This window comes from Micromonospora fiedleri, from assembly GCF_016774385.1.
GTDB classification, from domain to species: domain Bacteria; phylum Actinomycetota; class Actinomycetes; order Mycobacteriales; family Micromonosporaceae; genus Micromonospora; species Micromonospora gifhornensis.
In genome coordinates, this window is sequence record NZ_JAETXL010000014.1 from 41,726 (window position 1) to 67,604 (window position 25,879).

Genomic DNA, 25,879 nt, shown 5'->3' on the forward strand with positions numbered 1-25,879 from the left:
CAACCTGGCAATGCACGACGTCATCACGGGTGCTCAGGGCAGCACAAAAGGTCCGCTTCCTGGTGCCGCGCGCGGTGCGCGCTGCCGTCTCCCCGCAGCGGCGCGGCACCACGCCTACGGCACCGGCCGGTGTGCTGACTGGCCGGACGTCGAGCGGCAGCGAGTTGGGTAGACCGCATCTACATAGTTGTCGTCTACGTAGATCGGGATTACCTGATGGCGGGGTTTTCGTCGGCCGAGCGGCCGAACTTGCCTTGTTGCAAAAGCGATTGGACCGGCTCGCAACAGGCAGGGCCGGACTGGCGGTCACCATTCGGGGTCGGCACCAGGTCGGTAAGTCGCGCCTCATCCCAGCAGTTCTGCAACCGCGCCGATGCAACCGTGCCGAAGTGCCCTACCTTTTCTACACCGCAACCAAGGGCGCCTCCTCCACCGAGGCGATCTCCAGCTTCCTGGCTGAGTAGTTGACGGGCTGTCTATCTCCAGGACTGCGGCGTGACATTCCTCGACGGATCGAGTTCGAAGTCGGCGAGGAGACGGTCGATCACCGCCTCCTCGTGGATGGCGGTGGCGGTTTGCGCCATCGTGGTGGAGAGCGCGGGATCCCATGGAGTCTCGGCGGCACGGCCGATGAGTGGCTGCGGCGGCGTCCCCCGTTCGATGGCCTGCGCGACGGCCCAGCGGTAGTCGGCGGCCATGAACTGCCAGGGTCGGGCGTCATAGCGCTGCATGATGCGGTCGGCGATGGCGATGCCGGGCCAGTCGAAGTCGCCGTGGTAGAGCAGACGCACGTCTGGCGACTCCATGATGGCGTCGAGGAGGGCGAGGGTCACGGTGGTGGGGTTGCCCATCGTGCAGACGATCGCTGCCGCAGCACCGGCGTCCGCCGCCGCCTCCAGGACCCGCGGGTTCTCGCACACGTACACGGTTTGCGGGTGAAGCCGTAGGGGAGTGAGGCGACGGATCTCCCGGAGCGTCAGATGGGTCTCGGCGCCGCTGTCGGCGCGCAAGCGGAGCCAGTCGTTGCCGAGGGGACGTAGTCCGTAGGTGAGCACGGTGGTCGCCACGGTGTCGCTGGCTACCCCGGCGGCATCCCAGAGGGCGCGGCGTTGCGCCGCACCCTGCGGCAGATCTGAGCCTCCGGTGAGGGCGAGGGCGAGTCCGCGTAGGACGAGACGGGTCAGCGGGCTGTCATCGTCGAGCCCGTGGGCGCTGCCGGTGACCCGTTGCGCCAGTTCGCCCCGGGACCAGGTGCGCGCCTGTTCACCCACGGTGAGGCCGAGCGTCATGGCTGCCTGGCTGACGGTGCGCCGTACCTCGTCGGTGGGTAGCCGGGCGGGTAGGCCCTGCCGCCACAGCTGGTCCAGCCACAGGGTGGTCCAGGGGCGGTCGGTCAGGCCGGCGGTGACGAGGGCGGCGTTGGCGTGCTCGCGCAGCAACGCTCGCCGGGCCGACTCCGCGTCGGCGTCGGCGCGCCGGTCGGGTACCGCACCGATGACCGTTTCCACCACGCCGAGCAGTCCGGTTCCCGCGGCGCTGTCGCGCAGCCGTCGGTCGAGGTCGGCCAGTTTTATCGTGGGTGTCGGTCCGACAGCCTGGCCGAGGAGGTGGCCGACGGCTTCGCGTTGCGTGTCGGTCAGCCCGGTGAGGGTCAGGCGTCCGGTCACCAGCCGACCGTTGCGGACCAGGCGGGCGTGTACCGCGCTCCACAGTGGTCGTAGTCCGGTGGACCGGAGATAGTCGAGCGCCCCGGCCGGGATCATGAGGTGAGCACCGTGCGGCGGCGGCCGTCCCAGCGGAAGTGCAGTGTGGCGACGCCGGGTTGGGTCGGGTCCCGCAGGCATTCGTAGATGCCCAGCGACGGCACCTCAGGGAAACACCCCCACAGGCGTTCGCTGGTCAGAACGGCATCCAGATCGAGGTCGACCAGCAGGCCGAGCAGGCGTCCGTGGGTGGGCTCGTCGACCTTGGCGAATGCGTCGTCGAGCAGGATCAGCCGTGGGGCCTGTGGATAGGACTCCCCGACGGAGGTGAAGTGCGCGGCGGCGGCAGCGAACAGCACCAGGTACGACACCACCCGCTGCTCGCCCTGCGACATGGCGGTACGCGCGGACAGGGTGCGCTCCCGGTTCGGGTTGGCCTGGTCGGTGACCCTGACGGTGAAGCCGAACCACCTGCGGTAGTCCAGCGCGGCGCGCAGGTGGACCGCGTACCCGGCGGAGGGGTCCGCGCGTCGAGCATCCTCGACGCGGGCGGCCAGCGCCGCGCGCAGCCGGTCGTTGTTCTCCCGGGTCCGTAGCTCGAACGGCGTGCGCAGCAGTGCGACGGCGGTACGGGTGTCCGCTTCCGCGTCGTCTTTCAGCGACCACACCAGCCGTGCGCCGAGCCCGTGGGAGGTACGTACCCCGGCGAGGGTGGTGTTCATGGTCGACACCAGGCTCTCCGCCGCACGCATCTGCCGGGACAACGCGTCTCCCAACTCGCCGAGCAGGAAACGCTCGAAGGCGTGCCGTTCCCGCTCGGCCACCGCGGACCGCTTCTGTTCCAGCTCCGCGCCGAGGCGAGCGGTCGCGACAGCGGCAGGGTGCTGCCCGATGTCGTCGGCGATCTCGACGACCTTGACCCCGGCGCGGTCCTCCCAGATGAGGTCGAAACCGCCGGGCAGCCGGCTGCGGACGTCGTTGTAACGCTGATGCAGGGCGTTTTCGCCGAGGTCCTGCTGGGGCCTGCCGAGCGCGTCGCGGAGCCGGCCGGCGAGCTCGTCGAGCTGCCGGATCCGCTCCGGTGGGGTCCCGGTGCCCGGCGCGAAGGACATGTCACCGGCCAGCGCGAGCGCGTCACCGACACCGGGCAGGGTCAGCACGCGGGGCAGCGCGGTGCCGGCGTCCAGGGCCACCTGCTCCTGCTGGGTCAGCAGTCGCCGGGTCTGGTCGCGTGTCTCCTCGGCCCGGACCCGGTGGTCGCGGGCCTGGTCGTAGCCGCGGCGAGCCGGCGGCAGTTCCGTCTCGGCGGCACGCAGCCGTGCCTCGGCGGCGGCCTCCTGCCGATGGATCTCCGCCGGTTCGGCGTCGAGCGACCGTTCGAGCACGGCGAACGCTTCCGCCGCGGCCAGGTGCGCCTCGGCGGCGAGCAGCGCCTCGTCGGCAGTGCTGGTGGCGGTGTCCACGGCCTCGACATGCCGGCCGATCAACGACTCGTACGGTGCGAGTTGGTCGATGAACTGCCCGATGTCCCGGGTGTAGCGGGGCATCTCGGCACCGAGCTGGCGCAGCCGCTGATCGATGCCGTCGAGACTGGCACGGTCGTCGGGGAGCAGATGGGCCTGCGCCACGGACTGCGCGCGGCCTCGACGCTCGTCGGCGACGCCCCGCAGCTCCCGCGCCCGACGCCGGGCCTCGGCCGCCCGGCGGGCGAGCCGGTCGGCCGTCGCCTCCGCCTCATCACGACGCGCCCACGCCCGGCTCAGCGCGCCACCATCGGGCAGTGCCCGCAGCGCGGCGGCGAGCGCCTCGCGGTGCCGGTCGTTGACGTCGAGTTGCCCGTCGAGGTCGCCGAGCCGGCTCGTCAGCGTGTCCACCTGCTGCTGCAGGTCGGCGAGGCGACGGCGACGCAGAGCGGCACGGTTGGCGGCGCCGACATACTCGGCTGCCGGTTTCGTCCAGGCACCGTAGGCCACCCCGAGCCGCCACCTGCCGTCGTCGGCGATCCAACTGCCCGCGTCCGAGGCCGACCCGAAGCCGATGCTGCGCAGAATGCCCGCCACATGCTCCGCCCCGGCCACCGCGACCAGCGCCTGCTGCACCGTGGGTGCGGGCTCGGGCGGACCGGGCCGCAGGATCACCTCACCGCTGGCCGCGTCCACCACCGTGCCGTCCTCGGCGAGCAGAGCGTCGAGCAGCCCGCTGGATTCCAACGCCGCCTCGATTCCGGCCCGCTGCCGCTCGTCGAGGTGATCGGCGAAATCGATAAGCCGGTACAACGGCACACCCTGCCGTGCGGGCGAGCCGCTACGGAACCGGGACCGAGGCGGCTCCGGGTCGGTCATCGCGCTCCACCGCGCGTGCTCTGCGCGTACCTCGTCGAGGTGGGTCTGGGCCTGGAGACGCTGGGCGCGCAACGTATCGCGGCGGGCCTCGGCCGCAGCCCGCAACGGCTCCGCGGCGGCCTCAGCCGCCGCGCGCACCTGCGCCGGTGCGTCCGCCGGCAACGGGTCATCACCGAGCAGAACCTCCCGCAACGGTGCGAGGTCCGCGCCGGCCAGGGCCGCAAGAGCCATCCACTCCTGTACGGCATGCGCGAAGGCGCCGCTGGCCGTGGCGAGGGCGGCGGCAACATCACCGAGGTGCTCCTGCGCGGTGTGCTGCTGTTCGTCGAGCAGATCACGATCGGCTTCCGCCCGGAGGGCGACGGCGGCGGCCGTGTCCGCCTCGTCCAGGCGCCCTTGGACGTCGGCCACCGCCGTACGCCGGGCCCGCGCCGCCGCTTCGGCCCCGGCGACGCGCACACGGTGCTCCCCGAACTCCTCAGCGGCCAGACGGTGGTGCAGCACCTGGACCGAAGGGTCGGCGGGAGCGCCGAGACCACGCGACTCCGGTACGGCCCCGAGATGCCCGACGTCCAGGCCCGACTCGGCGGCGAGGTCACGCAGTCGTCGGTGACTGTCCCGCAGCTCGCCGATGGTGTCGGTCAGCCGGCCGGTTTCCGCGACGAGACGTGCCACGACGTCGGTGACCGTCTGCCGGTCCGCGTCCGCGGCGCGGGCCGCGGACCGGGCCGCCGACTCCAGCGCCCGCACCGCGAGACGACGCTGCCCCAACTCCTGCACGGCCCGGTAGGCGGCGCTGTCGCGCAGCGCCCCAAGTTCGGCGCGGGCCTGCCGCTGCGTCTGCTCCCAGCCGTCCACCACCGCCTCCGCGGCCCGCTGCGCATCGAGCGCCGCCGCGACCTCCCGCTCCGCCTGGCCGGCCTGGCGGCGCTGGGCACGCAACTGGGACAGGGCATCGTCGACCGCCTGCACCCGGCGGCGCAGCTCACCGCGCAGATATCCGCGGTAGGCCGTCATCAGGTCGGCCAACGCGGCGTGAGTGGCTTCCAACCGACCCAGATCAGCGCGGACGGTCTCCAGGTCGTCAAGGTTGTGCGCGACCGAATCGAGGACGTCATCGTCGACCGACGGCAACGCCTCGCTCAGCTCGGCGGCGAGCTGACCCGCCTCGATCCGGTCACCGATGGTGGGACGACGCAGCCGGTACAGCAGGTGAACCAGATTGCGGTACCGGCCCGCATCGGCGATCCCGAACAGCTCACGACCCACCCGCGCCCGGTAGTCCCGCGCACTGCCCAGCAGCGCCGCCTCACCCAGTGTCTCCCGCAGCCGCTCGATCGGCACGGGCTGCCGATCGACGGCCAGATCGACGTCGATACCGACGCGCCGCGCAGTGACGACATACGTGACCCGTGCCTCGGCGGTCGAGGACGACCACCGCACGACCGCTCCCAGCGTCAGAAACCGCGGCGGCCCGTGCTCATCGACGCGCCGCAGCTCCAGCCAGACGAAACCCTGCCGGTTCACCCCGCTGGCACCCTCACTCATCAGCCACCGAAACGTGGTGCGGCCCGCGCCAGTGGCATCCAGCCGTTTGACGTCACCATCGAGCAGGAACGGCAGGAGCAACTCCAGGGCCTTCGACTTCCCGGCGCCGTTCTTCCCGCGCAGCAACAGCCGGCCCTGCTCGAACTGGAACACCTGGTTGTCGTACTGCCAGATGTTGCAGATCCCCGCACGGTGCAGGCGGTACCGGTGCGGATGCGATACCGCGACCTGCGTCCCGGACGCGGCGACGGCCGTGCTGCTCATGACCGCACCGCCTCGCTCGCGGCGTAGCGGGCCGCGGCCGCGAGCAGCACCAGACCACCCTCGGGGCTGTCACCGCGAGCAGCGCGCGCGTCGACCGCCCGCTCGGCGGCGATGGTCTCGGTGGATTCGGCGTCGGCGACCGTCGGCGCCGACCGCGCCAACAGCCCCATGGTGATGAGCAACGCGACGACCGCCTCTCGCAGCAACAACAGATCCTCGACATACCGGCCCGCCCACCGCCGGGCATGACGGTCGACCAGGTCAGCCAGAATCCCGTCCAGCACGTGCTCGGGTACGGGCACCCCGATCACCAGCCGCCCCGGCGCCGGACGTAACTGCTCGACCAGCGCAGTGATCGTCAGCAGCGCGGCCTGGGCGACCGTGCCGACCCCCGGAAAGAGCACGTCGGTGAGGCCGTCGTCGGGGTCGAGCAGGGCGACACCCTCGGCGCGCAGCTCCGCCTGCAAACCGGCGTACTCCAGGAACGACCGCTCCTCTCGGCGCTGCTCCCGACGCAACCAGGCCCGCTGCGCGGCGCTCAGCTCGTCGAGGTACACCACCGGTTGCTCGATCAGCCGCCGCCGTACCGCATGGCGGGTGCCGCCCGGACCGGGCTCGGCGGCAGCACCAACGAACTCCGCAGCGGTGACGCTGCGGCCCGGCGGGGTGGCCACCAGGTGCGCGACGATGTCACGGTTGACGGTGAGCAGGGCTTCTGCCCGGTCATCGTCGGCGTAACCGGCGACCGTCCCCTGCTCCTCACGCAGCGCCTGCCAGGACACCAGTTGCCGCAACGCCGCGCTGAGCGCACGACGTTCGGTCGGCCGCTGAGCGTCACCGAGTGCGATACCGGCCTCCACCGCCGCCGCCCGAACATCAGCGATGAGCTGGGACAACAGCACCTGTTCAGGGCAGGTGAGCAGCACCGCTACGCCCAGCGTCAGGTACGTGTACATGCGTGGGGTGAACGGCCCGCTGGCGCGCAGCAGCGGTCGGCCCCGCCCCGGACCCAGGCCGGGCTTGAACAGCCGGGCGAAACCGGCCTCCACCACCAGCCGGTAGCCGAGGAAGTTACCGAACCAGCTCTTCAACCATTCGGCATGCCGACGGACCAGCGGAAAATCATCGTCGGTGGCGAGCAGCAGCGGCGCGGACAGCAGGGCCCGCACCGCTCGGCGGCGCTCGACCGCCAGCGCGATGTCGTGCTCGTCAGCCATCGGTGTCCTCCAGGCGGATGATCGAGATCTCGATGTCCTGGGCGGTGAAATCACCGACAGCCGAACGGAGGGTCAACACGTGGCGCGGCTTGCTCAACAGTTCGCAGCGCAGCTGCAGATCGACGACCAGAGCCACCGCGTTGCCCAGCAGTGGATCACCGGCACCGAGAGCCTGCGCCATCAGTTCGAGCAGCAGATGAATGGCCGGGGCGGACAGACGCACCGCCCCCAGATCGGGGGCGGCGGACAGCAACTCCGCCGCGGCCGAGACCCGCCGCTCATGAAGAGCGGCAGCCTGTGCGATCAACGCCTGCTTCTGCCCGCTGCGGTCGGCGATTGCGGAAGCGCGTCCGCGCGGCGCCCGCCCACCACGCTCGCGCAGCGCGACGGGAACCTGCACGGCAGGCGCCGGCCACCAACTCGCCGTCGCCGGCACCACCACCTGCGCCTCGGCGGCGAGACCGAGGTGCCGGGCAGGATAGAGGCCGAACGCCGAGGTGAACAGATCAGCGGCCGTCTCCTCATCGGCGGTGTCCAGCCAGGCCGCCAACCGCAGCAGCTCCCGACGGCGAGAGGCACCGTTGCCGGTGGAACGGACCATCCGTTTCGCATTGGCCAGCAGCGACTGCAGGGCCCGCATAGTGGCATCGCGCAGCTGCGTGACCTCGCTGCGGCGACCGTCGACGTCACTGAACCACGCCCGCAGCGCAGCCCAGTCAGCGAGCTCATGACCACGGCTGCGTTGTACGGCAACGCCGAGGTCGGCGGCGGCCCCGGCCAGCCCGCCTTCGCGCAGGACATGCACCAGAGCGGGCAGATACGGCCCCAGGCGGTGCAGGTGACGGTCGATGCGTGGCGCGAGGAGCACAATCTCCTCGGTGATCGACTCGACGTAGTCCAGGAGCAGATCCTTGAAGCCTCGGTACTCCGCGCTGTCCAGGTCGTAGCGGGCCAGGACCTGCCCGAGGAAAGCATAGAAGTCGCGTACCGAGTCACGGAACGCCCAGAACTGGGCGAAGATCGTGGCGACCGCCTCGCGAGCCGTGCCGGCATCGACGCCGCCCGGCTGCTCGACCCGATCCACCAGGTCACCCAGACCGGCGGCGAGCAGGCCCAGCAGCTCCCGACTGATCTCCCGGGCGGCGTCCGCGCTCAAGAGCACCTCGTCGGCCTGCCGCTGCACCCGTTCGCCGAGCGGAGACAGTTGATAACGGGACCGGGCGCGCTGGTACTCCTCGATGCTCTTGACGCGCACCGTGTGTGAGCTGGGCAGCAGGTTGCCCCACCCGACAAGCTGGTTCAAGCGGCTCACCGCAGTGTCGAGGGAAATGTCGATCTCGTGGGCGGCGAGTTCCTCGACCACCTGTTGCGCGGAGAGGTCAGTCATCAGCGACGCCGTGAACAGACGCATGATCGCGAGGTAGACGCCGCGTTCAGGCACCGTCAGGTAGGTGAAGGCATCAAGGCGGCCAAGGTCATCCGCCGGCTCACCCATCCGGACAGGATAGGCGACGGTCAGTAGCCGCGACATGCTGGCAGCACGGGGACCCGGGATCCGTAGCAGGGCACGGGCTGATGCATGAGGGGGAGACGCGTCGCCACGCTCCCGATCGACACGCCACCACGCATCGGCCTACGGGCGCAGGTCCGGATCAGATGCAGGCCTGACGGTGTCGGGGCGGCTGCCGCATCAGGTCCTGTGAGCTGGTGTGTGGGCGCCGACGTGTTGGACGGTGTGGGAGCTGGTCTGGACGGCGGTGGTGATGGCGTTGTGTAGCGCGATGTTGTGGGCGAGGTCGAGGGCGAGGCTGCTGAGGAAGGTGTCGCCGGCTCCGGTGGTGTCGATGGCGTGGACGGTGGGCGCGGGTACGGTGGCGGCTCCGTCGGGATGGGAGTAGGCGGCACCGTGTTGGCCTGCGGTGACGATGACGGTGCGGGGACTGAGGCGTTGTAGCGCGGTTGCGGCGTTTACGGGATCATCGGTGGTCGTTTGGAGGATGGTGGCGGCTTCATGGTGATCTTTTTAGGGAAGTATCGCGGCCAGGATGCAGGATGGCATTCCCACACTGTTGTCCTTAAAGATGGCAGAGTTATTGAGGTGATCTCAGCAAGATTCGGGTAGGTAGCGGTATTCGAAGTGAGTCAGGTGTAGCGCGGCGGCGACGATCTCGCCGATCCGGCGTGGGCTGGCGGTGGTGTGGCGGAGCGTTTTCCAGCGTCCGGTCAGGATGGCGAAGCCGCGTTCGCCTTGCCAGCGCAGGCCGCGTAGCAGCCGGTTGTAGGCGCGGTTGTCGGGTGCGAGTCGGCTGCCGTCGGCGGGCTGTTTGATCGGTGTCTTGATGCCGTGGCCTGCGCTTTCGTAGCCGGAGTCGGCCAGGGTGGGCAGGTCGAGTTCGGCGGCGGACCAGTTCAATGCGGCGGTGACACCGAGTTCGCGGGCGCAGCTGGTGTCGTGCAGATGCGCGGGCATAGCCTGCGAGGTCCAGATCGGCAGCCCGTCTGGGCGCATGATCGCTTGGATGTTCGCGCCGAAGTCGCGGTGCTTTCCGGAGTACCAGGCGTCGATGGTCTCGCCCTTGACCGACAGGGTGGTCTCGGTGAGGCGGTCGCAGTCGAACAGCTTGCCGTCGAGGATCACGTGCGACCAGCCGTCGTCGGCGGCACGGCGCAGCGCGGTGTGTAAGTCGCTTGCTTGCGCGGCGAGTACCGCGATGCCCTCGTCGCGGTAGCGGTACGCGGTCGCCCGGGAGATCCCGAACCCCGCGCCGAGCAGGGCCAGGTCCTCGCCCTTGCGGAACCAGATCAGCACCAACAACGCCTGGTAGAAGCAGGTCAACGCGCGAGTGCCGCGCCGGGTCCCCTTGGCTCGACGCTCGGCGGCAAGCAGCCGGCCGAGATGCTGCACGAGTTCCCTCGGGACGTCGACCATGGCACGATAGGCAATCACGTGGAGCCCTCTCGAAGACGTGTTTCTGTCGCAAGGACGTGTCTATCGATGGCTCCACGCCTGTTTCCATCACCGCCCGACTCGACACCTTCGCCCGTGTCGTACTAATCAACACTTTTGCGCTGCTGAGATCACCTCATTGACGCGTTCAGCGGCAGGACGGGCGTGCCTGTTGCTGAATACAAACGCGCTTGGCTGGACCGTGAACTTATTAATTTCGGATTCTGAGGTGAGGGCATGGATCTGAAGCGCACTCTAGAACTTCTCCGAGATCACCCTGCGGTGCTTGGCGTGGATGGGTCATTCGGGCAGGCGGCCGCGTTCATAGAAGGTGTTAACGTAGGTCAGCAGGGTGGCATGCTTGCGGGTTTTCGTGAGTGGCTTGTAGTTCGAGTTGGTGATGGTGCCAAATTGGCGCGGGCTATTGCTGCGACTCGCGTTGCCCGATGGCTATCAAGGAGGGCTGGCTGGCCTGTCTTCGGACGATGAGCAGAAGCTCATCGGGATGCTTTTTGATCAGTTGGGTGAGTTTCTCGCCGCCCGCGAGTCGGCGGACGTCCTGCTGAAGATATATGACGCCTACCTGAAGTGGCTCCGGCATTAGGATTGGTGCACGTCCGATAGTCCGAGCTACCTCGAATAATGGCCAGCCAGGATGCGTAGGTCGGCAGGAACACGAGGTCGACCTGGTTGGCGGCGCACCAGGGGGCGCTTGCGCGGGAGAAGTCGTCGCAGAATCAGGTACAGACGCTGGTCGAGGCAGCGGCAGCCCGCGGTGGGCCGCGGTGGGCCGGATCCCCAGAGGCCCGGACTCGTCGAACGCGAAGACCCGGTCCGGGAAGCAGTCCAGCACCTGCTCAATCCGGTCGAGCTTTGGCGTCGCGATCAGGGTCGGGCGACTCCTTCCAGGTCTTGGTGCGCTGGAAGGTGATGCCGCGGCGTAGGGACCAGAACGAAGGGGGCATCTCGGCAGCGCCGCCGCGAGCCGAATCCTCCCTGAAGTGGACCCGGCAAGCGGGGCTTTCGGACGAGCGCGTGTAAGGGCAGGAAGAAGGGGAACGCGTCGCCGAAAGCTCCTGGGGTCAGTGCGAGGAAGGAAAGAGATGAATGCATCTAGTTCGCAGGTGGGTTCCCGGTCGGGCAGAGGTGGCACGACCGCGAAGACCAGCGCCGCTGCCACATTCGCCCTGGTGTTCGGGGTCGCTGCCCTGATCAGTGTCCTGACCGCGATCCTGGCGTCAGTCGGACTGGTGTTGGGCATCATCGGGATCATCCTCGGCGTCATCGGCCTGCGGATGGCCGGTCGACCGAACGTGACTGGCCGGGGTCTCGCCGTCGGCGCACTCATCCTCAGCGTCCTCGCGGTCCTGATCGCGATCGCCTTCGCCGCCGGCCTCACCACCTTCCTCAACAACGAGAACGCGGTGAACCGACTCGAACGCCAGGTCGAGGACCTACGCGACAAGCTACCCCGCTGAACCGTGAGGCAGCCTCCTCGTAGTGCACGTCACAAGCTGCATCGCACACCCGCCTACCTCTCGGCCTACGGGGCGCTTCTGCTGCACGCCGCAGTGGCGGCAGCACGTGGCACCAACGCCCGCACCGCGTGGGCGTACCTGAAGCCGCCGAATCCGCCGCCGACCGACTCCGCCGCAACAGCAACGAATTGTGGACAGCCTTCGGCCCCACCAACGTCCAACTACACCCAATCTCCGTCGCGGTCGAACTCCAGGACAACCAGCGTGCGCTCCGTGCCGCCGATCAGCTTGATACCTCACCGCCCCCAAAGGCGCTGACCAGCCGACGCGCCCAGGTACACCTCGACCTTGCCGCAGCACACAGCGCCACCCGCGACTCAGACCCACAGGCGATGCTCCAGCTTCTCGAGTACGAGCGCCTCGCCCCCGAGGCGATCAGGCTCAACGTCACAGCCACCGGCCTCATCACGAAACTGCTCCGGCGGGAACGCCCCCGCCACACCTCTGGCCTGCGAGCTCTTGCCGGCCGAGCAGGAGTACCAGACTCATGACCGAAGCCGACCCGGTCGCCCTCCTCGTCGTGTGCGCCGCTCCGCCGGCCGCCAAAAGTAACCGAACTGGCCGAACGCCTCCGCGCAACCGGCTGGGACGTCCACGCCGCAATGACCGAGGCGGCAACGGCCTGGATGGACCCGGCGTCGCTACCGCAGGCCACAGGTCATCCCGTCAAGACCGAGCCCCGCGGCCCGCACAGCACGCGCGTGACCAGTGCAGGCGCGCCACCGTCGACCGCATCGCGATCCGACCGTTGTGAACAGCTGAGGAACGGGCGGCACTCACCGGGCTACTCCCGGACAGCACGGCTCCACTGCGGGTCGTCTCGACGGCCCAGGTGCCGTCCGTGCTTGCCTATGGGCGAGCCGACTCAGGACAAGCCCTGTCCGAAAATCCGCGTTCCGCCGCTCCGCTCACCCACGCGTCCGCACCTACCGGCCGACGCGATACTCGATTCGCAGCACTGGCCCCGGACCAGATCGCGGTCACCATCGTCATGAAACGCAAAGCCAATGACCGCTTCCGTTGCCGTCCGGTGACGGCGACGAGGGCTCTGCGGCATGTCCGGGTACGCGGTCGTGGGTTGATTCTGCTCGTGGCGCTCGCGCCAGGTCGCCGATGGGTCTGCGGCTGCCCGTTAGCCGTCACGCTTGACCAGGTCAGCGAGGTGCGCGCAGGGCTGCTCGACCTCACGGTGCCAGGCGCTGCCGATCACGGCGACGGGGTGGCTGACCTCCCTGACCCTCCCGTCGGCGGCCTCCACCGTGAACCGGGTCGATAACGGCTCGCTGCCGAACGGGATCGAACAGTCGATGCGCACCTCGACCTCGATCCAGGCGGTGCCGCCGGGACGCAGCAGCGGAGACTGCCCGGCACCTCGGACCCGGATACCCGGCAGCTGACCGGACGTCGCGCGGACAGTGATCGGCGCGGGCCCCGCATTGATCACCGCCAGTTGTCCTGCCATCTGGTAGATGCCCCTGGCGTCCCCACCCCCGCTACCGCCGGATGCAACGAAGGCCACGAGTGAGATCGAAGAGTTCCGCTCCCGTTCCTCCCGCGAGTCCCGCAACTGGTTGACCGCTACACCGCCAAGCACCATGCCGACCACAAAGGCAGCGACGAGCCGTACACCCATCTTTCGTCTGCCTGTAACGCGGTCAGGGGCTGGCCGGCCCGAGGACAGTGACTGGTGATCGTGGTCGCCTAGATCAATGAATCCGCGCTCTGCCGACATGGCGTGAGCCTAGAGAACACGCTCGAGGGCCACGATCGTTCTACACCCGCAGACTCGGATGCCTGAGCATCGTCGGGTCCGGCAGACGGACGGGGAACGAGCCCAGACGGCCGAAGGACCGATATACCGAAAGTAGCGGTCACCGACACGGCAACGCCCGGCCGGCGACAGATCCGGATGCTTCTAGGTGACGGCTACGTGGGCAGTGGGGATCATGGGTGGCATGACTGGGTTCGGTTACAAGACATCGTGGCTGGCGGTCCGGAACCGGACCCCCGTCGAGGTCGCCGACGCGCTGGGACTGTACGACCGGGAACTCCTCGATTGGGCAACCGGCACTGGCCGCGCCTACCAGCACGGTGTGTATGTGGCCGCGCCTGTGCCGGGCTGGACCCTTGCTCACAGCCGCCGGCATTTGCCGCCGGGTTTCGACGCGGCGGAGTCATCTTTTCCTGACTGGCTCACCGCGCTCAGTCGGCAGCTGGGGGAGGTGCAGTTCTTCGCCAATGAACGGGTCCCGGACTATCACGCCTGGGCTTGGGCCCGGGATGGGGAGCTGATGCGCGCCTACTGTTTCATCGGCGAGCTAGGCGAGGTGCCGCTGTTCGTCGGTGCTGCGACGGCCGACGAGATCGAGTTGGGTATCGGCATTCGTGGCCTGACGCCGGGGTGCGAGAACTGGTCTGATGAGGAGTGGACAGCCTGGTACGACACGACGCCGTGCGAGTCCGACGTGCTGGCGATAGCCGGTCGCTGGAGCATCGCCCCGACTGCTATCGACGATGCCACCGTGACCACACCCGGCATCTACGGCATACCACCATCATTTTCCAGCGTCCCACAGTGACATCCAGGTTGAAGGCCCCTCCACCCCGTAGGCCTACCCTTTCGAGCCGGTAGCGCCGTACGCGGCGTGAGCGTGCCCGCTCGTGGCGCCATTCGGTCGGCCAGGACCCGAGGCGGGGTTGTCCCTTGACTCTCGACCCGGTCGAAGGATCACCCTTCCTGGGTGATGTCTGAAGAGCGCGACCGACGATCGATCCCTCTCGCGATTGACCTGGAGATGCTGCGGCCGGTACTGCGTGGCGGCTGGGGAGCGGATACCTGCGACCCGCACGATGTGCGGGATTGGCACACCGGCAACCCGGCCCGTGGTCAATGCGGAGTGACTGCCTTGATCATCCAGGACCTGCTGGGCGGAGAGCTGATCCTCGGCGAGGTCCTCGCCGGAGACGTCAGGGTCGGCTACCACTACTGGAATCGATTGGCCGACGGCCGCGAGGTCGACCTGACAGCTGACCAGTTCCAGCCACCGGAAGTCGTTGTCGGCGGTCAAGTCCAGCAACGCCCGCCGGGCCCACCTCGGCGATGCCGCCAGCAGTACGAGATCCTGCGGGACCGCGTCTTCGTGGCCCTCTACGGCGGGCGAACCAAGCAATCCACGCAACAGTGACGGCCGGCGAACGGGCCGAGCCTACAAACGGCGGCAGAGCCCGAAGTCCGCCGTGCCCTCTGGCTGGAGAGCGAGCCTGTCCCATCCCTGTGCTCTGATCCCCTCATGCATGTCGTCGTCTGCGGCGCACTCCTGCAGAACCGCGCGGTCCTGCTGGTACACCGCAGTGCGACCCGCCGGGCATACCCGGATCTCTGGGATCTGCCCGGGGGCCATGTCGAAGCGGGTGAGCCGGAACTGCAGGCCCTCGCGCGTGAGATGCGCGAGGAGCTAGGGGTTCACATTGTGGCGGCGTCCGCGTCACGGCTCGGCGACTGGCATGCCGGCAGTGGCGAGGACGCCGTTCACGTGGGCGTCTGGCACATCAGAGAATGGGTCGGCTCTCCCACCAACCGCGCACCGGACGAGCATGACGGCATCGCATGGGTCGGGATCAGCGAGCTAAGCGGTCTTCCCCTCGTGTTTGGCGCCCTGCCGGCATTGCTTGGTTCCCTGCCTGAGCCTGACCGGCTGCCTCGCCGTGACGAAGCACGGACATCCGCATCGCCGAGCGGCCCGTAGATCCATCACTGCTCGGCACCCTCCGGTGGAATTCCGACATCCGGTCATCGGCAGGATCGGATGTCGGCGGTCGTCACCGACGCCACCTTTGGCCGCGACCGCTTTGTGTGGCCAGATGAGGTTACTGGTCCACCGTCCGCCAGTGGCCGATCGAAGGTCGGAGGGGAGATGCCTCGATTGCGTTAGATGTGGCCAGTCCAGGGTTTCCCGATGTCCGCGCGTGTCGCGCTGTGTCCGGGTGGTAGGTCAAGGACATCGATCAGGCTGGGGTCCTCGTCGACGGCATGGTGCAGGTGTCCGAGTTTGCCGGTGCTGCCTGTCGCGTCGGTGGCTCCGATCAGCTGCCAGACTCCGTCGTCGGCGTCGTGACTGATCAGCAGGACAGGCTCGTGACGTTCGAAGACTTCAGGGGTTTGGATACAGGTGGTGCCCAGTAGCCAGTGAAGCATCCACCAGGCTCGCCGATCGTGTTGCATGACGTGGTCGGTGACCCACCACACGAACGGCAGGTCCTCGTGGGCGCGTGACTGGTCTGCGGTCAGGTCCGGACCGCCCTGCGGGACCCGCTCGAACGGCTCGTCGACGAGCGAGAACGCGTGCGTACCCTTGTTGGCGAAGATGACGGCGTGGAAGGTGCCGCCGCCAGGATTGCCGGCACCAATCCCGATGGACAGACGGGCGACGTGCGGGTCCGAGCCGGTGGTCCAGCCGAACGCGTACGAGGCCAGCTCACCGCCCGGTCCCACGAACTCGCCGAACGCACGCCGGTCCATGCCCGTGACATCGGCCGTCGGCACCTCAACGAGCGCACCCTCCAGCACCTGGATCTCCACGCCGGCAACATAGCTGATCGAGAACAGCGGGTCGGTCCGGGTCGAAGACCTGAGTCAGTTCGCGCTACTGGAAACGGTGTACCGGCCGGGATCTGAGTTCCACCGGGATCGAGCCCCGGCCGTCCACCCGGGAGTGGTACGTCCTGTGGATCTGTCAAGGTTGTGGGATGTCCTTGAGTCCTCACCCGTCGCCGAATCGCGACCAGATCGAGTCGATGCTCCTGGCGCTTCTGGACGGAAGTCAGTCACGCGACGAGGTCGACCGATGGGCAGCTCAGTGGGTCACCGACCCGGATGGTGGCGGTGTGGAAGACGCGGATGTCTGGTGGGCGTTGACTCAGCTGCACGGCATCGACCTGCGCCACGCCAAGGACGGCCCGTACCTGCACGACGACGAGCAGATACGACACTGGCTCCATGCCTTCCGCGCGCGCCGTCCCCGGGCGTCCTGACCACAGACACGCCCGACGAGCGGCAGAACCGCACGTTTGCATGGGCAGGTCTGCGTGAGCGCTGCGCTTCGCGTCGATAGCCAGCTTCTGTCGATCGTGCCCGAGGGGCAGCGGGGGAGCGTGGGCAGGAGGTTTCCTACCTGTCGTGCTGTCGGCGCACCATCTCGGTGATCCAGATGGGCGCGAACGGAGACGTGCAGTTCGGCGGAGTCGGGTAGTCCTTGAGTACCTCCAGGCGCTCGCCGATGTCGATCGCACGAGCACGTTGTTCGGCGTGCTCGATCCCGATCTGAGCCAGGCAGTGGTTCATCGCCCACTGCAGGCGATCCGGGGCGTCTTTCATCTCCGCCTCGATGACATCGAGTAGTCCTGCGAGGTCGAGGCCCTCGGGTTTCTTCGTTACGCGTTCGGTGGTCAGCGCCCAGCCGGCACTCGCGATCACCGGATCCGGATCGGCGGACCAGGCCAGACGCAGCTCTTCGGCGTGCGGGTTCTTCTTCACCACATAGTTGACGAACCAGTCGTGCACCTTGGGTGTGCGCGCCTCGCGCAACATGACGTCCAACTCGTCACGCTCGAACGCCTTCGGGCGGCAGATCAGGATCGCCAGCAGCCTCGCCGCGGTGTCGTCCGTCTTCCAGAGTTGGCACGCGAGTGCCTGCTGCGTTTTCAGTCGCTTCGCGAGCTCGCGCAGCTTGCCGAGGTGCACACCGTGGTCGTCCCCGTGTTTCTCGTTCACCTCGCGGGTCTTCGGGTCCTCGATCGCGGCGAGTTCGGCCATCACCTCGGCCACTGTCGTCCCAGTCATTTCAGCCTCCTGTCCGTCATGCGGGGGTCACTCGCGCAGCGGGTGGCATCCGCTGGCCCTCCGCGTCCGTGGGAGTTCGCGGTGGGTCGGCGCGGCCGGCTCGGTCGGTGTGCCCGGTGGGAAGCCGTCGGCGGGGTCGGCGGAGAAGGCGGCCGCGCCGAGCATTGCGCCACCGAACACCGGTCATCCGTGGGTCCCCAGGCACCGCCCGGCCGCACCGCCGGGCCAAGGGTCCGGTGCAGCCCGATCACACACGCCACGGTCAGCAGACCGCTGACCACGAGGTTGGCGATCTGGATTCATCCTTGGTCGCCGGTGCCCAGCATGCTGGCCGGGTGCCGGCTGCTGTCGAATCCGTCCCTGGTGAGTATCTGCAGGACGACCACGACGATGTAGAGCGGTCCGGCGACGCAGCAGCCTCGTCTCCCGGGCGGCGGCGCTGGGCGCCCTGCCGGCGGCGGTGGTGATGACATCGTGGGTCATCAGCTGTCGCCTCTGGTGTCGGGGGCGTAGTGCTGTACCGCGAAGGCGACGGCCACGGCGATGTCGTCGTCGCTGGTTCCCCAGGCGGCCTGGATGGCGGGGGCCCAGGCCTGGCAGCTGCGGATGGCGAACTCCTTCGCCTCGGGCGTGTCCTCCCACGTGGCAGGGTCAACGCTCACGCCGTGCAGGAAGAGGTCGAGGCCGAGCAGCGCGAGGTCCCAGCCGCCGCCGATTCCGATCGTTCCACCGGGACCGTAGGTGCGCACCAACTCGTCGACGATCTCGGCGGGTGAGGCGTGTTCCAGCTCGAAGACGGTGCGGCCGTCTTCGCCGGGTGCCAGGCGCACCTCGACCTCGGTCGACATGCCCTCGCCGAGGACCCAGGTCACCTTGAGCAGGCGGGGTTCCTCGCAGCGCAGGATCTCGCCGCCGGCGTTGTCCTTGAGCTGGAACGTGCCGCCGACCCGCAGGTCGCCCTCGATCGGGCCCAGCCAGCGGCTGAGCCGCTCCGGTTCGGTGCAGGCGCTCCACACGTCCTCGATCGGGGCGTCGTAGACCCGCCGCAGCAGCAGCGATCGCCCTGCGCCGGCGGCAACCGCCTGGTTGCCGATCTCCCGGTGGGTGGCATTGACCTGGTTGATGATGTCGATCACGTCGATTCCTCGCTATCTGACTCGGCTGCCTGACGACGTTCCGGTGTCTCGCCAGGGTTTCCAGGGTTGTCGCGCGGTTCGCGGCGTTGGCGCTTGCCACGGGCGAGTTCGGTGGCCAACGCGTCCAGGCGCTGGCTCCAGAACTGCCGGAAGCGTCCGAGCCAGATGTCGACCTCCTGCAGCGGCGCGGCCTCCACGGCGTAGAGGCGGCGCGTACCGTCCGGGCGGACGGTGACGAAACCCGACTCCCTCAGCACTCGCAGGTGTTGCGACACCGCAGGTGCTGAGATGCCGAACTCTGCCCGGACCACCTCGCTGATGGTTCCGGCGGCCTGTTCGCCGTCGGCGAGCAGCTCCAGTATTCGGCGCCTGACCGGGTCGCCGAGGACATCGAACGCGTGCACCCGGGAACTATCCCAGTCTGGACTTAATTAAGTCAAGCCTGAACTATGCGGTGCTGTGCTGATCCGCCGTACACCATGCGTTCGGCTGACGAGGCAGCCACCTGGTCGAAGCGGACGGCTTCAGGTCGCCGCAGCCTCCGCTGCTCCAGCGGCCGCTTCCGAGCCGACCTCGGCCCCGGACCATCCGCTTGGTGACCGCGCTGGTCGACGGCGTCGCCAGTCGGGCGTGGCCTGCGGTTACCATGCCGTCCCCGGGAGTCCTGACCACGGACATGCCCGACATGCAGCAGACCAGGACGCCCAACCCCCCGCTGCCCTCGTCGTTCCGGTCTTCGCAGAGGGCTCAGCTGCTGGCGTGTGTGGCCGGCAACTCCGGTGGCTGGGGGGTCGGCTCGTCGTCCGGGTGTGCAGGCGGCTGGAATGCGATGTCGGTCACGTCGGCGATCAGTTCGGTGAAGTCGGTGCCGTACGCGGCCGGCTCGATGATGCGCAGCACCAACGCGAACGGCCGGTCGGCGCCGAACGTCCGGGCGAGGTCGGAGTGGTGCTTGGTCAAGTAACGGGCGCCGGCGAGGTTGCTGCCCGCGGTCAGGCCGCCGATGAAGAACACCGGGCGCCCGCCGGTCGGCCCCCAGAAACGGGCGAGGAGGACGTAGCTGGTCTCTGGGCTGTAGACGTAGTCGGTGCCGCCGACGGTGAACGACATCCGGCGTTTGTCCTCGTCGAAGACCTCGTACGTCACGCCACGGAGGATCGCGCGTACGTGTGTGGCGCTGCGCGGGCTCGCGCCGGGACCGCCGACACAGAACTCGGTCAGCCGGCCGATCTCCCCGGTCGGCTGGTTCTCGCCGACCCGGTCCGCGTGGGCGCCGCATTCCCGGGCGATGGTCGCCAGTTCCACCAGCGCGGCGACGTCGCGGCGGTGGACGCTGAACTCGCGCGGCGACGACGCGTGCCGGGACACCACCAGCAGGCAACTCGCCCCGGCGGTGAGCCCGAAGAAGGCGCGTGCCCGGTTCAGCTTGCGCCGACGCAGCAGGAACCCCGTGAGCCAGACGGCCGTGCCGGCGATGACGCTCGCCAGCAGATTGATGAGAAGATCGCCCATGCCTCGATGATGTCCGACCGAGCGATGACGTCGAGGACGGTCTCCAGGCGCACCGTTGGCGGGGTCGGAAAGAGCGCCTGTACCTGAGGACCAATCTGCCAGCTGGCAAGGCTCGGGCTTGCCGCGGAGTCTGTTGCCAGGACTTCTCAGCGGCCCTGCGTGTCGTCTGCGGTAGATGCGGTAAAGACCTCGCGGTCCCAGTGGTGACCATCGGTGCCGTACCGGGCAACCATGGTTCGGACGGCTTCTTCCACCACCGCGGTCGTGCGGGCAGGGGACACTGTCCAGTCCGGCAGCAGAAGGCTCGGCCAGAACAGGTAGTTGGAGATCATCCCGAGGAACTGGGTGGCGGCCATCTCCGGGTCAGCGATGTCTGCGGCTCCCGCGTCGTGCTCGGCCACCAGGTAGATCCGGACGGTCTCGAAGTACGGCAGTTTGCCCTGTGAGAAGTGCGCCTTGGCCAGTTCGGGAAAGCGTGGCAGTTCGGCGATGACGATGCGGAACAGGTCGGTCATCTCCGGCTGGCTCACCAGTGTCGCGTAGCGCCGTCCCAGAACCGTCAGGCCGGCTGTCAGGTCACCGGTGGGTGGCACGTCGGCGACGTCGTTCTCGGCCCATGAGTCGATGACGATGGCATCGAACAATGCTGCCTTTGTCGGGAACTGCTTGAACAACGTTGCTTTTGACACGCCAGCGCTGTCGGCAACACGGGCCAGTGACGTCCGGTCGTAGCCCAATTCGAGGAAAAGCTCAGTAGCGGCCTGCACGATGAGCGCGCGCTTCTCCTCCGCCACGCGCTGGTGATAGGCCGACGGCACTGGGGTCATGCGCCCATCATAGCGAGGCGAGTGGGTTGACTCACCATCTGCAGGGGCGTAGCTTCGGCAAGGTGAGTCGCTCGACTCGCCACCTGGTCTCGGGTGTCGCCCCATACGTACTCGGAGGAACTGATGTCCCGCTTCGCCGATCAAACCGTTCTCGTCACCGGTGGCACTGGTGGGCAGGGGGCCAGCCACGTTCGCGCCTTCCATGCCGAAGGCGCCAACGTCGTCATCGGCGGCACAAATGCCGAGCGTGGGGCTGGCCTCGCCGCCGAGTTGGGAGATCGGGCGCGTTTCGTCCGCTTCGACGTGTCCCAGGAGGAGTCGTGGGCCGCCGCCGTCGCGGAGACCGAAAAGGCATTCGGCGCGCTCACGATCCTGGTCAACAATGCCGGGGTGCAGAACCCGCCGGCCCTCATCGAGTCCACCGACCGGGCCACGTGGGCTCGCATCCTCGACATCAACCTCACCGGCACGTTCCTCGGCATCAAGGCAGCCGCACCAGCGCTGCGGCGCGCGGGTGGAGGAACGATGATCAACATCGCTTCCACCATGGGCATCGGCGGTACTGCCTTCTACGCGCCCTATGTCGCCAGCAAGTGGGCGGTCCGAGGGCTCACTCGAACTGCTGCCCTTGAGCTGGGCCGCGACAACATCCGCGTCAATGTCATCCACCCCGGCGTTGTCGCCACCCCGTTCATCACCGAGCCGGCGGCCGGCAGCGACACCGCGATCGCCGACTTCTACTCGCCCGAGCCGTTCGCCGTCCCGCGACTCGGACAGCCCGCCGACATCACTGCGCTGCTGTTGTTTCTCACATCGCCGGACGCGACGTTCATCACCGGCGCCGAGTATGTCATCGACGGCGGACTGCTCCTCGGCCCCGCACTGCAGAAGGAAGCGGCATGAACCCCGCAGCCACCACGGCGAGCGCAGGCACTATCACCGCGGTTGCTGACGCTGCCGGACGGATTGCAGCACCGCGTCGAGGCCGTTCAGCCGCAGCACGCTCCCGCCGCGCAGGTGCGCCAGGTCCGTACTGCCGTCCCCCGTGCACTTGAGGAACGCCACCTGCTCGGTCCATTCCAGACGGGTGCCGTCCGTCTCTGCGTCCAGCCGGACGGTGACCAGTGAGGTCCATCGCAGGTCGCCGTCGACGATGGCCTCGTAGCCGTAGACAATCCGGTGTGCGTCCGCGATGTCGATGTACCGCGACCGGTACTCCAGCCGCTCGGGCGCCGTGTCCAGCCCGGTGAAGGTGCTGCTTGCCGTCTCGCCTCCGCCCACCCGGAAGTCGTGCTCGTATGAAGCCCCGCTGCCAGGAAGCCGGAACCATCCCCGTCTGATCGCGGTATCGGCGAACGCAGTAAAGACCTCGCCCGGCGGCACGTCGAGGTGCCGCGAGATCGTGAAGGTGTCGTGTCGGACCATGCCGTCCTCCCGCTGTCACAGCCACCAAAGGGGTGGCCGCACGTCCGTTACGATCAGTAAGAAACGTGCGGCCGGCGGATTTAGTCCGGCTCGCCCATACGCACTTTGAAGTCAGCTACTGACGCACGAGGAACAGAGAGCCGTGACAAGCCTCCTCGGCACCGAACTCGCACAGCGCGGGGTCGCGCCGGACTGCATCCAGACGATCGAACTCGTCCGCGACGTGCTGGCGCGGGTGGGCGACAAATGGACGCTGCTGACCATCACGGTCCTGGCGTCCGGACCACTGCGCTTCACCTCGCTGCACGAGCAGGTCACCGGCATCTCGCAGCGGATGCTCAGCCAGACGCTGCGCGCCCTCACCCGCGACGGGCTGGTAGCCAGGACCGCATACCCGCAAGTGCCCCCGAGGGTTGAATATGCCCTGACGCCGCTCGGCCGCTCACTGAGCGAGGCCGTGGACGGACTCGTGCACTGGGTCCGTGGCCACCAGAGTGACATCCTCCGCAACCGCCACGAGTTCGACCAGGCATCCGCCGAGAACACCGTCACCCCACCCCACGCGTAGCGGCGCCCTGTCACCCTCGACTGCCGCACAACGATCTTCAGTCGAGTTCAGCCACACTGTCATCGGCAAAGCCGTGAGCGGCGCCGCGACGTACGGGCGCAGATAAGTCGTAGGCTCCCTGGGCGCGGACATCCGCCCGTCGGCCCCACCGACCGTTCGACCTACCCCGGCATCCCGTCACGCATCGCGACGCCCGGCCGGCAGCACATCCCGCACCCTACGCGTTCGCGGAGCCGGTCTTGCGAACCAGCATGTACCCGTACCGGGGCCCCTCGTCTTCGGGTGGGGCTTCGCCCTGAAAGACCAGGGCGAAACCGGCGGCGGTGAAGCGGTCCTCCATCTCCCGGGCCGAGAGCCAGTACCGATCGAAGTCGATGCCAAGACTGCCGACGCGGCTACCAGGACCGTTACGATGCCCAGTCCCGTCGCCGTGCTTGAACGCCGCCACCAGGTAGCCGCCCGGCCGCACGACCCGGGCCAGCTCGGCGAACGCCCGTACCCGGGCGCCCGGTGCCAGGAAGATCAACGAATACCAGCACACTACCCCGGCCAGCGACGCGTCCCTGAACGGCAACTCCCGCAGATCGGCGACCTCGTACCCGAAACCCGGATGCTCCCGCCGCGCCACCTGCACCATCCCTGGCGACAGATCCACCCCGCGCGGCGACAGGCCCCGGCTCGCGAGGTACGGAAGAAGTCGGCCGGTGCCGCAGCCCACGTCCGCGACCTCCGCGCCCACAGTCAAGGTCAGCTCGGCGAACAGGTCGAGCATCGCGCGTTCGACCGGCATGCTCTCCAACACCCCGACCAGGTTCTCCGCGTACCACTCCGACAGCACGTCGTGCGCGTCCCGCAGTTCCTCGGTACTGGCGTCCATACCCCCGCTGACCCTCCCCGTTGTCGGCCCTCGCGGCGGCGAATCTACCGCAGGCCGCCGAGCTGAAACAGAAGGAAACGTTCGACTCCAGCGACAGCGAAGTTGCATTGCGTAACGACCGGACCGTGGCAGGCGGGTGCGTCGGCAGGATGGTGTACTTCGCGATGCTCGCGGGCGCCAGGCAGAATGTTCGGGTGGCCGGCTCAGGAGTCGTTCGGATCTATCACGGCGATGAAGGCTGGGGTGTCATCGATGGGGCCGAGGTTCCCGGCGGGTGTTGGGTCCATTTTTCGGCTATCGCCATGAATGGGTACCGGCAGCTCGCTGCCGGACAGGTGGTCTCCTTCATCGCCGAGCCGGTGGCGCAGGACGGGTTCGCGTATCGGGCGGTAAAGGTGTGGAAGACCGAGACAGAGCCCCTTGACCAGCAAAGCGAGAGTGCCCAGTCCGGCGCGTACCACAGCACGATGACACTGGCCTTTGACGAACCACCCGAGCGCGGCGGGCGCTGACAGCCTGTCCGACCCAGCGTCCACATAATCGAGCATCCCGTCGATCGGGCACCGCACCATCAGGGCAGATCCGTGGAGGCTGGATTGGGATACTGCCGCGGTGACGGTCAAGGCGCTCATCTTCGACTGAGCCGCCAGCGTGTATCCACGTAGAGTCCCTGGCCGTGGACGAGGATCGCTTCGAGCGTTACGACCGGTACGAGCGGGCACTCATAGAAGTTCTTGACCTGCTCGGCCTTACGCACCCGCCCGCACCGTCCGGCGACGAGCGCACCAACCAGAAGGTCCGCCGACACTGGCAATGCCACGTAGCCCTCATGATCATGCGGGAGGCCGCGCCACAGCAGCCCGAGGAACTGTTCGAACCACTCATGCGCGCCGCCGTCTACGAACCCGACCCCAGCCACACCCAATGGCACATCAGGCCAGCGCTGGCAGCCTTCGGCCGCAGACGCGTTCAGACAAGGCTTCTCGAATACCTCCGGACGGGAACAAAATACGAGATTATCGGCGCGGCGGACGCCTGGTACTGCTCGTACCTCCGCGTCGCGGGCAGCGGGGTCGAGGACGATCCGTGCACCGACCTGCGGCACGACTTCCAAGAAATCGGCCTGCACATATACCTGACCAATGACGATCCACGAGTCCGCCGCCGCCTCATCTCGCTGCTGAACCTCCGCGCCGACAAGAACACCCCAGAGCTGCGCCGGATACTGCCTCAATGATCAGGTTCCGGTTCGAGCTGTACCCACTGGACGAGGTGTCGCCGTGGGGCAGCGACCAGCCAAGCCTGCACTGGTTCGGGCTCACCGAGGGCTGGTACTGGCTCGAAACAAGCGGGCAGGAACTGCTGCGCCGCACCCGGCAATCCGACCCGCATCCCTACATCGACTACTACCTGGCCCGGCTCTGGGAAGACCTCATCGTCCTGACACCGGAGGTGCTGGAGCCGGTGCCCGACGATCTGCAGCCGTTCATCGCCTCCCACCACGCGCAGTGGACGTGTGACCCGCTCGAGTTCGTGGAAGAACCGGATGAGAATCGGCCCGACGACGGCAACGCGGACGTGCCCGACCACCCGGTCGTCACGGCCGCGGTCTGGCACGGCGAGCACCACCTGGACTTCGGATACCTGCGGAACCCTCCCACGCTCCGGCTCTGGCGCACCATCTGCAGCGATCGCGACGACGTCACCATGGACTGGCGGCACGAGGACGACGGCGAGATCGGCTTCACCGCCGACCCCACAGTCCGGCTCAGCCTTCCGACCACCGCTTACCTGGAAGCCGTACACATCCTCAACCGTGAGCTGATGGACGCCATGGGGCAGCGGGTCGAGGATCTGGAACACCGCGGTGGGCTACCTGGTGTGGACATCGACCTCGTCGACCTGCGACGGGAACACGAAGACCGGCGGCATTGGCTTGCCAAGAACCTCGACCGTGCCCCGAAGACCGACTGGAACGCTGTCCGCCAAGGTGCCCGCCTGCTGCTCGGTGACGTTCCCACGGGCCGACACCTCCATAGACCAGGCAATCCTTCGGGCACCGGGGAACAGCATCCGCTCACCGGCAGTACCGGCAGGCTGAACAAAGCGACCTGATCACGTTCTGCAACACGCGGC

26 protein-coding genes and 2 pseudogenes are annotated in these 25,879 nt (G+C 68.1%); 12 read left to right on the forward strand and 16 right to left on the reverse strand.

Annotated features, from left to right (window positions below):
- Positions 1-476 precede the first annotated feature (476 nt).
- From JMF97_RS28245 to JMF97_RS28270, 6 genes and pseudogenes are all read right to left on the reverse strand, one after another.
- Entirely contained in the window at positions 477-1,763 is a 1,287-nt protein-coding gene (locus tag JMF97_RS28245) for a TIGR02679 family protein (protein ID WP_102656206.1), read from the reverse strand.
- The gene (locus tag JMF97_RS28250; protein ID WP_203224298.1) at positions 1,760-5,857 is read right to left on the reverse strand and encodes a TIGR02680 family protein; all 4,098 of its coding nucleotides are present in this window, start codon (positions 5,855-5,857) and stop codon (positions 1,760-1,762) included. Before JMF97_RS28250 ends, JMF97_RS28245 begins: the two co-directional genes overlap by 4 nt.
- Positions 5,854-7,074, reverse strand: coding sequence for a TIGR02678 family protein (locus JMF97_RS28255; protein ID WP_203224299.1), 1,221 nt, complete (start codon positions 7,072-7,074; stop codon positions 5,854-5,856). Before JMF97_RS28255 ends, JMF97_RS28250 begins: the two co-directional genes overlap by 4 nt.
- On the reverse strand, positions 7,067-8,569 hold the full coding sequence (locus tag JMF97_RS28260; protein WP_203224300.1) for a TIGR02677 family protein: 1,503 nt from the start codon (positions 8,567-8,569) through the stop codon (positions 7,067-7,069). Before JMF97_RS28260 ends, JMF97_RS28255 begins: the two co-directional genes overlap by 8 nt.
- Before the next feature lie 195 nt (positions 8,570-8,764).
- A pseudogene (locus JMF97_RS28265) lies at positions 8,765-9,079 on the reverse strand (PfkB family carbohydrate kinase); the annotation flags it as partial.
- A 99-nt stretch (positions 9,080-9,178) separates the two neighbouring features.
- Entirely contained in the window at positions 9,179-10,003 is an 825-nt protein-coding gene (locus JMF97_RS28270) for a transposase family protein (RefSeq protein WP_203220950.1), read from the reverse strand.
- Positions 10,004-10,418: 415 nt separating this feature from the next.
- On the opposite strand from JMF97_RS28270, the gene JMF97_RS28275 reads away from it, so the two are divergent.
- From JMF97_RS28275 to JMF97_RS32110, 3 genes and pseudogenes are all read left to right on the forward strand, one after another.
- Positions 10,419-10,625 carry a hypothetical protein gene (locus JMF97_RS28275; protein WP_203224301.1) on the forward strand — a complete coding sequence of 69 codons (207 nt, stop codon included), beginning with the start codon at positions 10,419-10,421 and terminating at the stop codon, positions 10,623-10,625.
- A 586-nt stretch (positions 10,626-11,211) separates the two neighbouring features.
- On the forward strand, positions 11,212-11,499 hold the full coding sequence (locus JMF97_RS28280; protein ID WP_238360332.1) for a hypothetical protein: 288 nt from the start codon (positions 11,212-11,214) through the stop codon (positions 11,497-11,499).
- A gap of 24 nt (positions 11,500-11,523) precedes the next feature.
- A pseudogene (locus JMF97_RS32110) lies at positions 11,524-12,050 on the forward strand (hypothetical protein); the annotation flags it as partial.
- Positions 12,051-12,691: 641 nt separating this feature from the next.
- Here the strand turns inward: JMF97_RS32110 and JMF97_RS28285 are convergent.
- Positions 12,692-13,291 carry a hypothetical protein gene (locus JMF97_RS28285; RefSeq protein ID WP_203224302.1) on the reverse strand — a complete coding sequence of 200 codons (600 nt, stop codon included), beginning with the start codon at positions 13,289-13,291 and terminating at the stop codon, positions 12,692-12,694.
- 223 nt (positions 13,292-13,514) lie between these two features.
- On the opposite strand from JMF97_RS28285, the gene JMF97_RS28290 reads away from it, so the two are divergent.
- From JMF97_RS28290 to JMF97_RS28300, 3 genes are all read left to right on the forward strand, one after another.
- Positions 13,515-14,138: a hypothetical protein gene (locus JMF97_RS28290; RefSeq protein WP_102656272.1), complete on the forward strand. Its 624-nt coding sequence runs from the start codon at positions 13,515-13,517 to the stop codon at positions 14,136-14,138.
- A gap of 165 nt (positions 14,139-14,303) precedes the next feature.
- Entirely contained in the window at positions 14,304-14,744 is a 441-nt protein-coding gene (locus tag JMF97_RS28295) for a YunG family protein (protein WP_102656212.1), read from the forward strand.
- A gap of 105 nt (positions 14,745-14,849) precedes the next feature.
- A complete protein-coding gene (locus JMF97_RS28300; protein WP_203224303.1) occupies positions 14,850-15,305 on the forward strand; it encodes an NUDIX domain-containing protein in 456 nt (151 codons plus the stop codon).
- A 182-nt stretch (positions 15,306-15,487) separates the two neighbouring features.
- On the opposite strand, the gene JMF97_RS28305 is transcribed toward JMF97_RS28300, so the two are convergent.
- On the reverse strand, positions 15,488-16,138 hold the full coding sequence (locus tag JMF97_RS28305) for a hypothetical protein (protein WP_102656214.1): 651 nt from the start codon (positions 16,136-16,138) through the stop codon (positions 15,488-15,490).
- A 167-nt stretch (positions 16,139-16,305) separates the two neighbouring features.
- Between JMF97_RS28305 and JMF97_RS28310 the strand changes: the two genes are divergently transcribed.
- Positions 16,306-16,590, forward strand: a complete 285-nt coding sequence (locus JMF97_RS28310) for a YxzC family protein (protein ID WP_203224304.1) — start codon at positions 16,306-16,308, stop codon at positions 16,588-16,590.
- Between the two features lie 136 nt (positions 16,591-16,726).
- Here JMF97_RS28310 and JMF97_RS28315 read toward each other — a convergent pair whose 3' ends face one another.
- The 6 genes from JMF97_RS28315 to JMF97_RS28340 all read right to left on the reverse strand — a co-directional run bounded on the left by JMF97_RS28315 (position 16,727) and on the right by JMF97_RS28340 (position 20,873).
- Positions 16,727-17,398 carry a DNA alkylation repair protein gene (locus JMF97_RS28315; RefSeq protein WP_203224305.1) on the reverse strand — a complete coding sequence of 224 codons (672 nt, stop codon included), beginning with the start codon at positions 17,396-17,398 and terminating at the stop codon, positions 16,727-16,729.
- 27 nt (positions 17,399-17,425) lie between these two features.
- Positions 17,426-17,578 carry a hypothetical protein gene (locus JMF97_RS28320; protein WP_203224306.1) on the reverse strand — a complete coding sequence of 51 codons (153 nt, stop codon included), beginning with the start codon at positions 17,576-17,578 and terminating at the stop codon, positions 17,426-17,428.
- A gap of 302 nt (positions 17,579-17,880) precedes the next feature.
- On the reverse strand, positions 17,881-18,534 hold the full coding sequence (locus tag JMF97_RS28325) for an SRPBCC family protein (RefSeq protein ID WP_203224307.1): 654 nt from the start codon (positions 18,532-18,534) through the stop codon (positions 17,881-17,883).
- On the reverse strand, positions 18,531-18,938 hold the full coding sequence (locus JMF97_RS28330; protein ID WP_013733115.1) for an ArsR/SmtB family transcription factor: 408 nt from the start codon (positions 18,936-18,938) through the stop codon (positions 18,531-18,533). Before JMF97_RS28330 ends, JMF97_RS28325 begins: the two co-directional genes overlap by 4 nt.
- Before the next feature lie 343 nt (positions 18,939-19,281).
- Complete coding sequence (locus tag JMF97_RS28335; RefSeq protein ID WP_203224308.1) at positions 19,282-20,046, reverse strand: hypothetical protein; 765 nt, start codon at positions 20,044-20,046, stop codon at positions 19,282-19,284.
- A 146-nt stretch (positions 20,047-20,192) separates the two neighbouring features.
- Positions 20,193-20,873, reverse strand: a complete 681-nt coding sequence (locus tag JMF97_RS28340; protein WP_203224309.1) for a TetR/AcrR family transcriptional regulator — start codon at positions 20,871-20,873, stop codon at positions 20,193-20,195.
- Between the two features lie 123 nt (positions 20,874-20,996).
- Here JMF97_RS28340 and JMF97_RS28345 point away from each other — a divergent pair, with 123 nt between their 5' ends.
- Complete coding sequence (locus tag JMF97_RS28345) at positions 20,997-21,776, forward strand: SDR family NAD(P)-dependent oxidoreductase (RefSeq protein WP_203224310.1); 780 nt, start codon at positions 20,997-20,999, stop codon at positions 21,774-21,776.
- Positions 21,777-21,809: 33 nt separating this feature from the next.
- Here the strand turns inward: JMF97_RS28345 and JMF97_RS28350 are convergent, their stop codons facing one another.
- The gene (locus JMF97_RS28350; protein WP_102656221.1) at positions 21,810-22,298 is read right to left on the reverse strand and encodes an SRPBCC domain-containing protein; all 489 of its coding nucleotides are present in this window, start codon (positions 22,296-22,298) and stop codon (positions 21,810-21,812) included.
- A 142-nt stretch (positions 22,299-22,440) separates the two neighbouring features.
- Between JMF97_RS28350 and JMF97_RS28355 the strand changes: the two genes are divergently transcribed.
- Positions 22,441-22,866, forward strand: coding sequence for a winged helix-turn-helix transcriptional regulator (locus JMF97_RS28355; protein ID WP_203224311.1), 426 nt, complete (start codon positions 22,441-22,443; stop codon positions 22,864-22,866).
- Between the two features lie 217 nt (positions 22,867-23,083).
- Here the strand turns inward: JMF97_RS28355 and JMF97_RS28360 are convergent, their stop codons facing one another.
- Entirely contained in the window at positions 23,084-23,743 is a 660-nt protein-coding gene (locus tag JMF97_RS28360; protein WP_203224312.1) for a class I SAM-dependent DNA methyltransferase, read from the reverse strand.
- 20 nt (positions 23,744-23,763) lie between these two features.
- Between JMF97_RS28360 and JMF97_RS28365 the strand changes: the two genes are divergently transcribed.
- The 3 genes from JMF97_RS28365 (at position 23,764) to JMF97_RS28375 (ending at position 25,858) form a co-directional block, all read left to right on the forward strand.
- Positions 23,764-24,255 (forward strand): cold shock domain-containing protein, encoded by a 492-nt coding sequence (locus JMF97_RS28365; RefSeq protein WP_238360333.1) that lies wholly within the window; start codon positions 23,764-23,766, stop codon positions 24,253-24,255.
- Positions 24,256-24,419: 164 nt separating this feature from the next.
- Entirely contained in the window at positions 24,420-24,980 is a 561-nt protein-coding gene (locus JMF97_RS28370; protein ID WP_203224313.1) for a hypothetical protein, read from the forward strand.
- Positions 24,977-25,858, forward strand: a complete 882-nt coding sequence (locus JMF97_RS28375) for a DUF5984 family protein (RefSeq protein ID WP_203224314.1) — start codon at positions 24,977-24,979, stop codon at positions 25,856-25,858. The genes JMF97_RS28370 and JMF97_RS28375 overlap by 4 nt, the downstream gene beginning before the upstream one ends.
- The last annotated feature ends 21 nt before the right edge of the window (positions 25,859-25,879 follow it).

Coding starts and splice junctions, on each gene's coding strand:
- JMF97_RS28340 (WP_203224309.1), bottom strand. CDS start 20,873: ATGACCCCAGTGCCGTCGGCCTATCACCAGCGCGTGGCGGAGGAGAAG.
- JMF97_RS28345 (WP_203224310.1), top strand. CDS start 20,997: ATGTCCCGCTTCGCCGATCAAACCGTTCTCGTCACCGGTGGCACTGGT.
- JMF97_RS28290 (WP_102656272.1), top strand. CDS start 13,515: ATGACTGGGTTCGGTTACAAGACATCGTGGCTGGCGGTCCGGAACCGG.
- JMF97_RS28350 (WP_102656221.1), bottom strand. CDS start 22,298: ATGGTCCGACACGACACCTTCACGATCTCGCGGCACCTCGACGTGCCG.
- JMF97_RS28245 (WP_102656206.1), bottom strand. CDS start 1,763: ATGATCCCGGCCGGGGCGCTCGACTATCTCCGGTCCACCGGACTACGA.
- JMF97_RS28300 (WP_203224303.1), top strand. CDS start 14,850: ATGCATGTCGTCGTCTGCGGCGCACTCCTGCAGAACCGCGCGGTCCTG.
- JMF97_RS28250 (WP_203224298.1), bottom strand. CDS start 5,857: ATGAGCAGCACGGCCGTCGCCGCGTCCGGGACGCAGGTCGCGGTATCG.
- JMF97_RS28270 (WP_203220950.1), bottom strand. CDS start 10,003: ATGGTCGACGTCCCGAGGGAACTCGTGCAGCATCTCGGCCGGCTGCTT.
- JMF97_RS28295 (WP_102656212.1), top strand. CDS start 14,304: ATGTCTGAAGAGCGCGACCGACGATCGATCCCTCTCGCGATTGACCTG.
- JMF97_RS28375 (WP_203224314.1), top strand. CDS start 24,977: ATGATCAGGTTCCGGTTCGAGCTGTACCCACTGGACGAGGTGTCGCCG.
- JMF97_RS28255 (WP_203224299.1), bottom strand. CDS start 7,074: ATGGCTGACGAGCACGACATCGCGCTGGCGGTCGAGCGCCGCCGAGCG.
- JMF97_RS28335 (WP_203224308.1), bottom strand. CDS start 20,046: ATGGGCGATCTTCTCATCAATCTGCTGGCGAGCGTCATCGCCGGCACG.
- JMF97_RS28310 (WP_203224304.1), top strand. CDS start 16,306: ATGTCCTTGAGTCCTCACCCGTCGCCGAATCGCGACCAGATCGAGTCG.
- JMF97_RS28260 (WP_203224300.1), bottom strand. CDS start 8,569: ATGGGTGAGCCGGCGGATGACCTTGGCCGCCTTGATGCCTTCACCTAC.
- JMF97_RS28285 (WP_203224302.1), bottom strand. CDS start 13,291: ATGTCGGCAGAGCGCGGATTCATTGATCTAGGCGACCACGATCACCAG.
- JMF97_RS28360 (WP_203224312.1), bottom strand. CDS start 23,743: ATGGACGCCAGTACCGAGGAACTGCGGGACGCGCACGACGTGCTGTCG.
- JMF97_RS28315 (WP_203224305.1), bottom strand. CDS start 17,398: ATGACTGGGACGACAGTGGCCGAGGTGATGGCCGAACTCGCCGCGATC.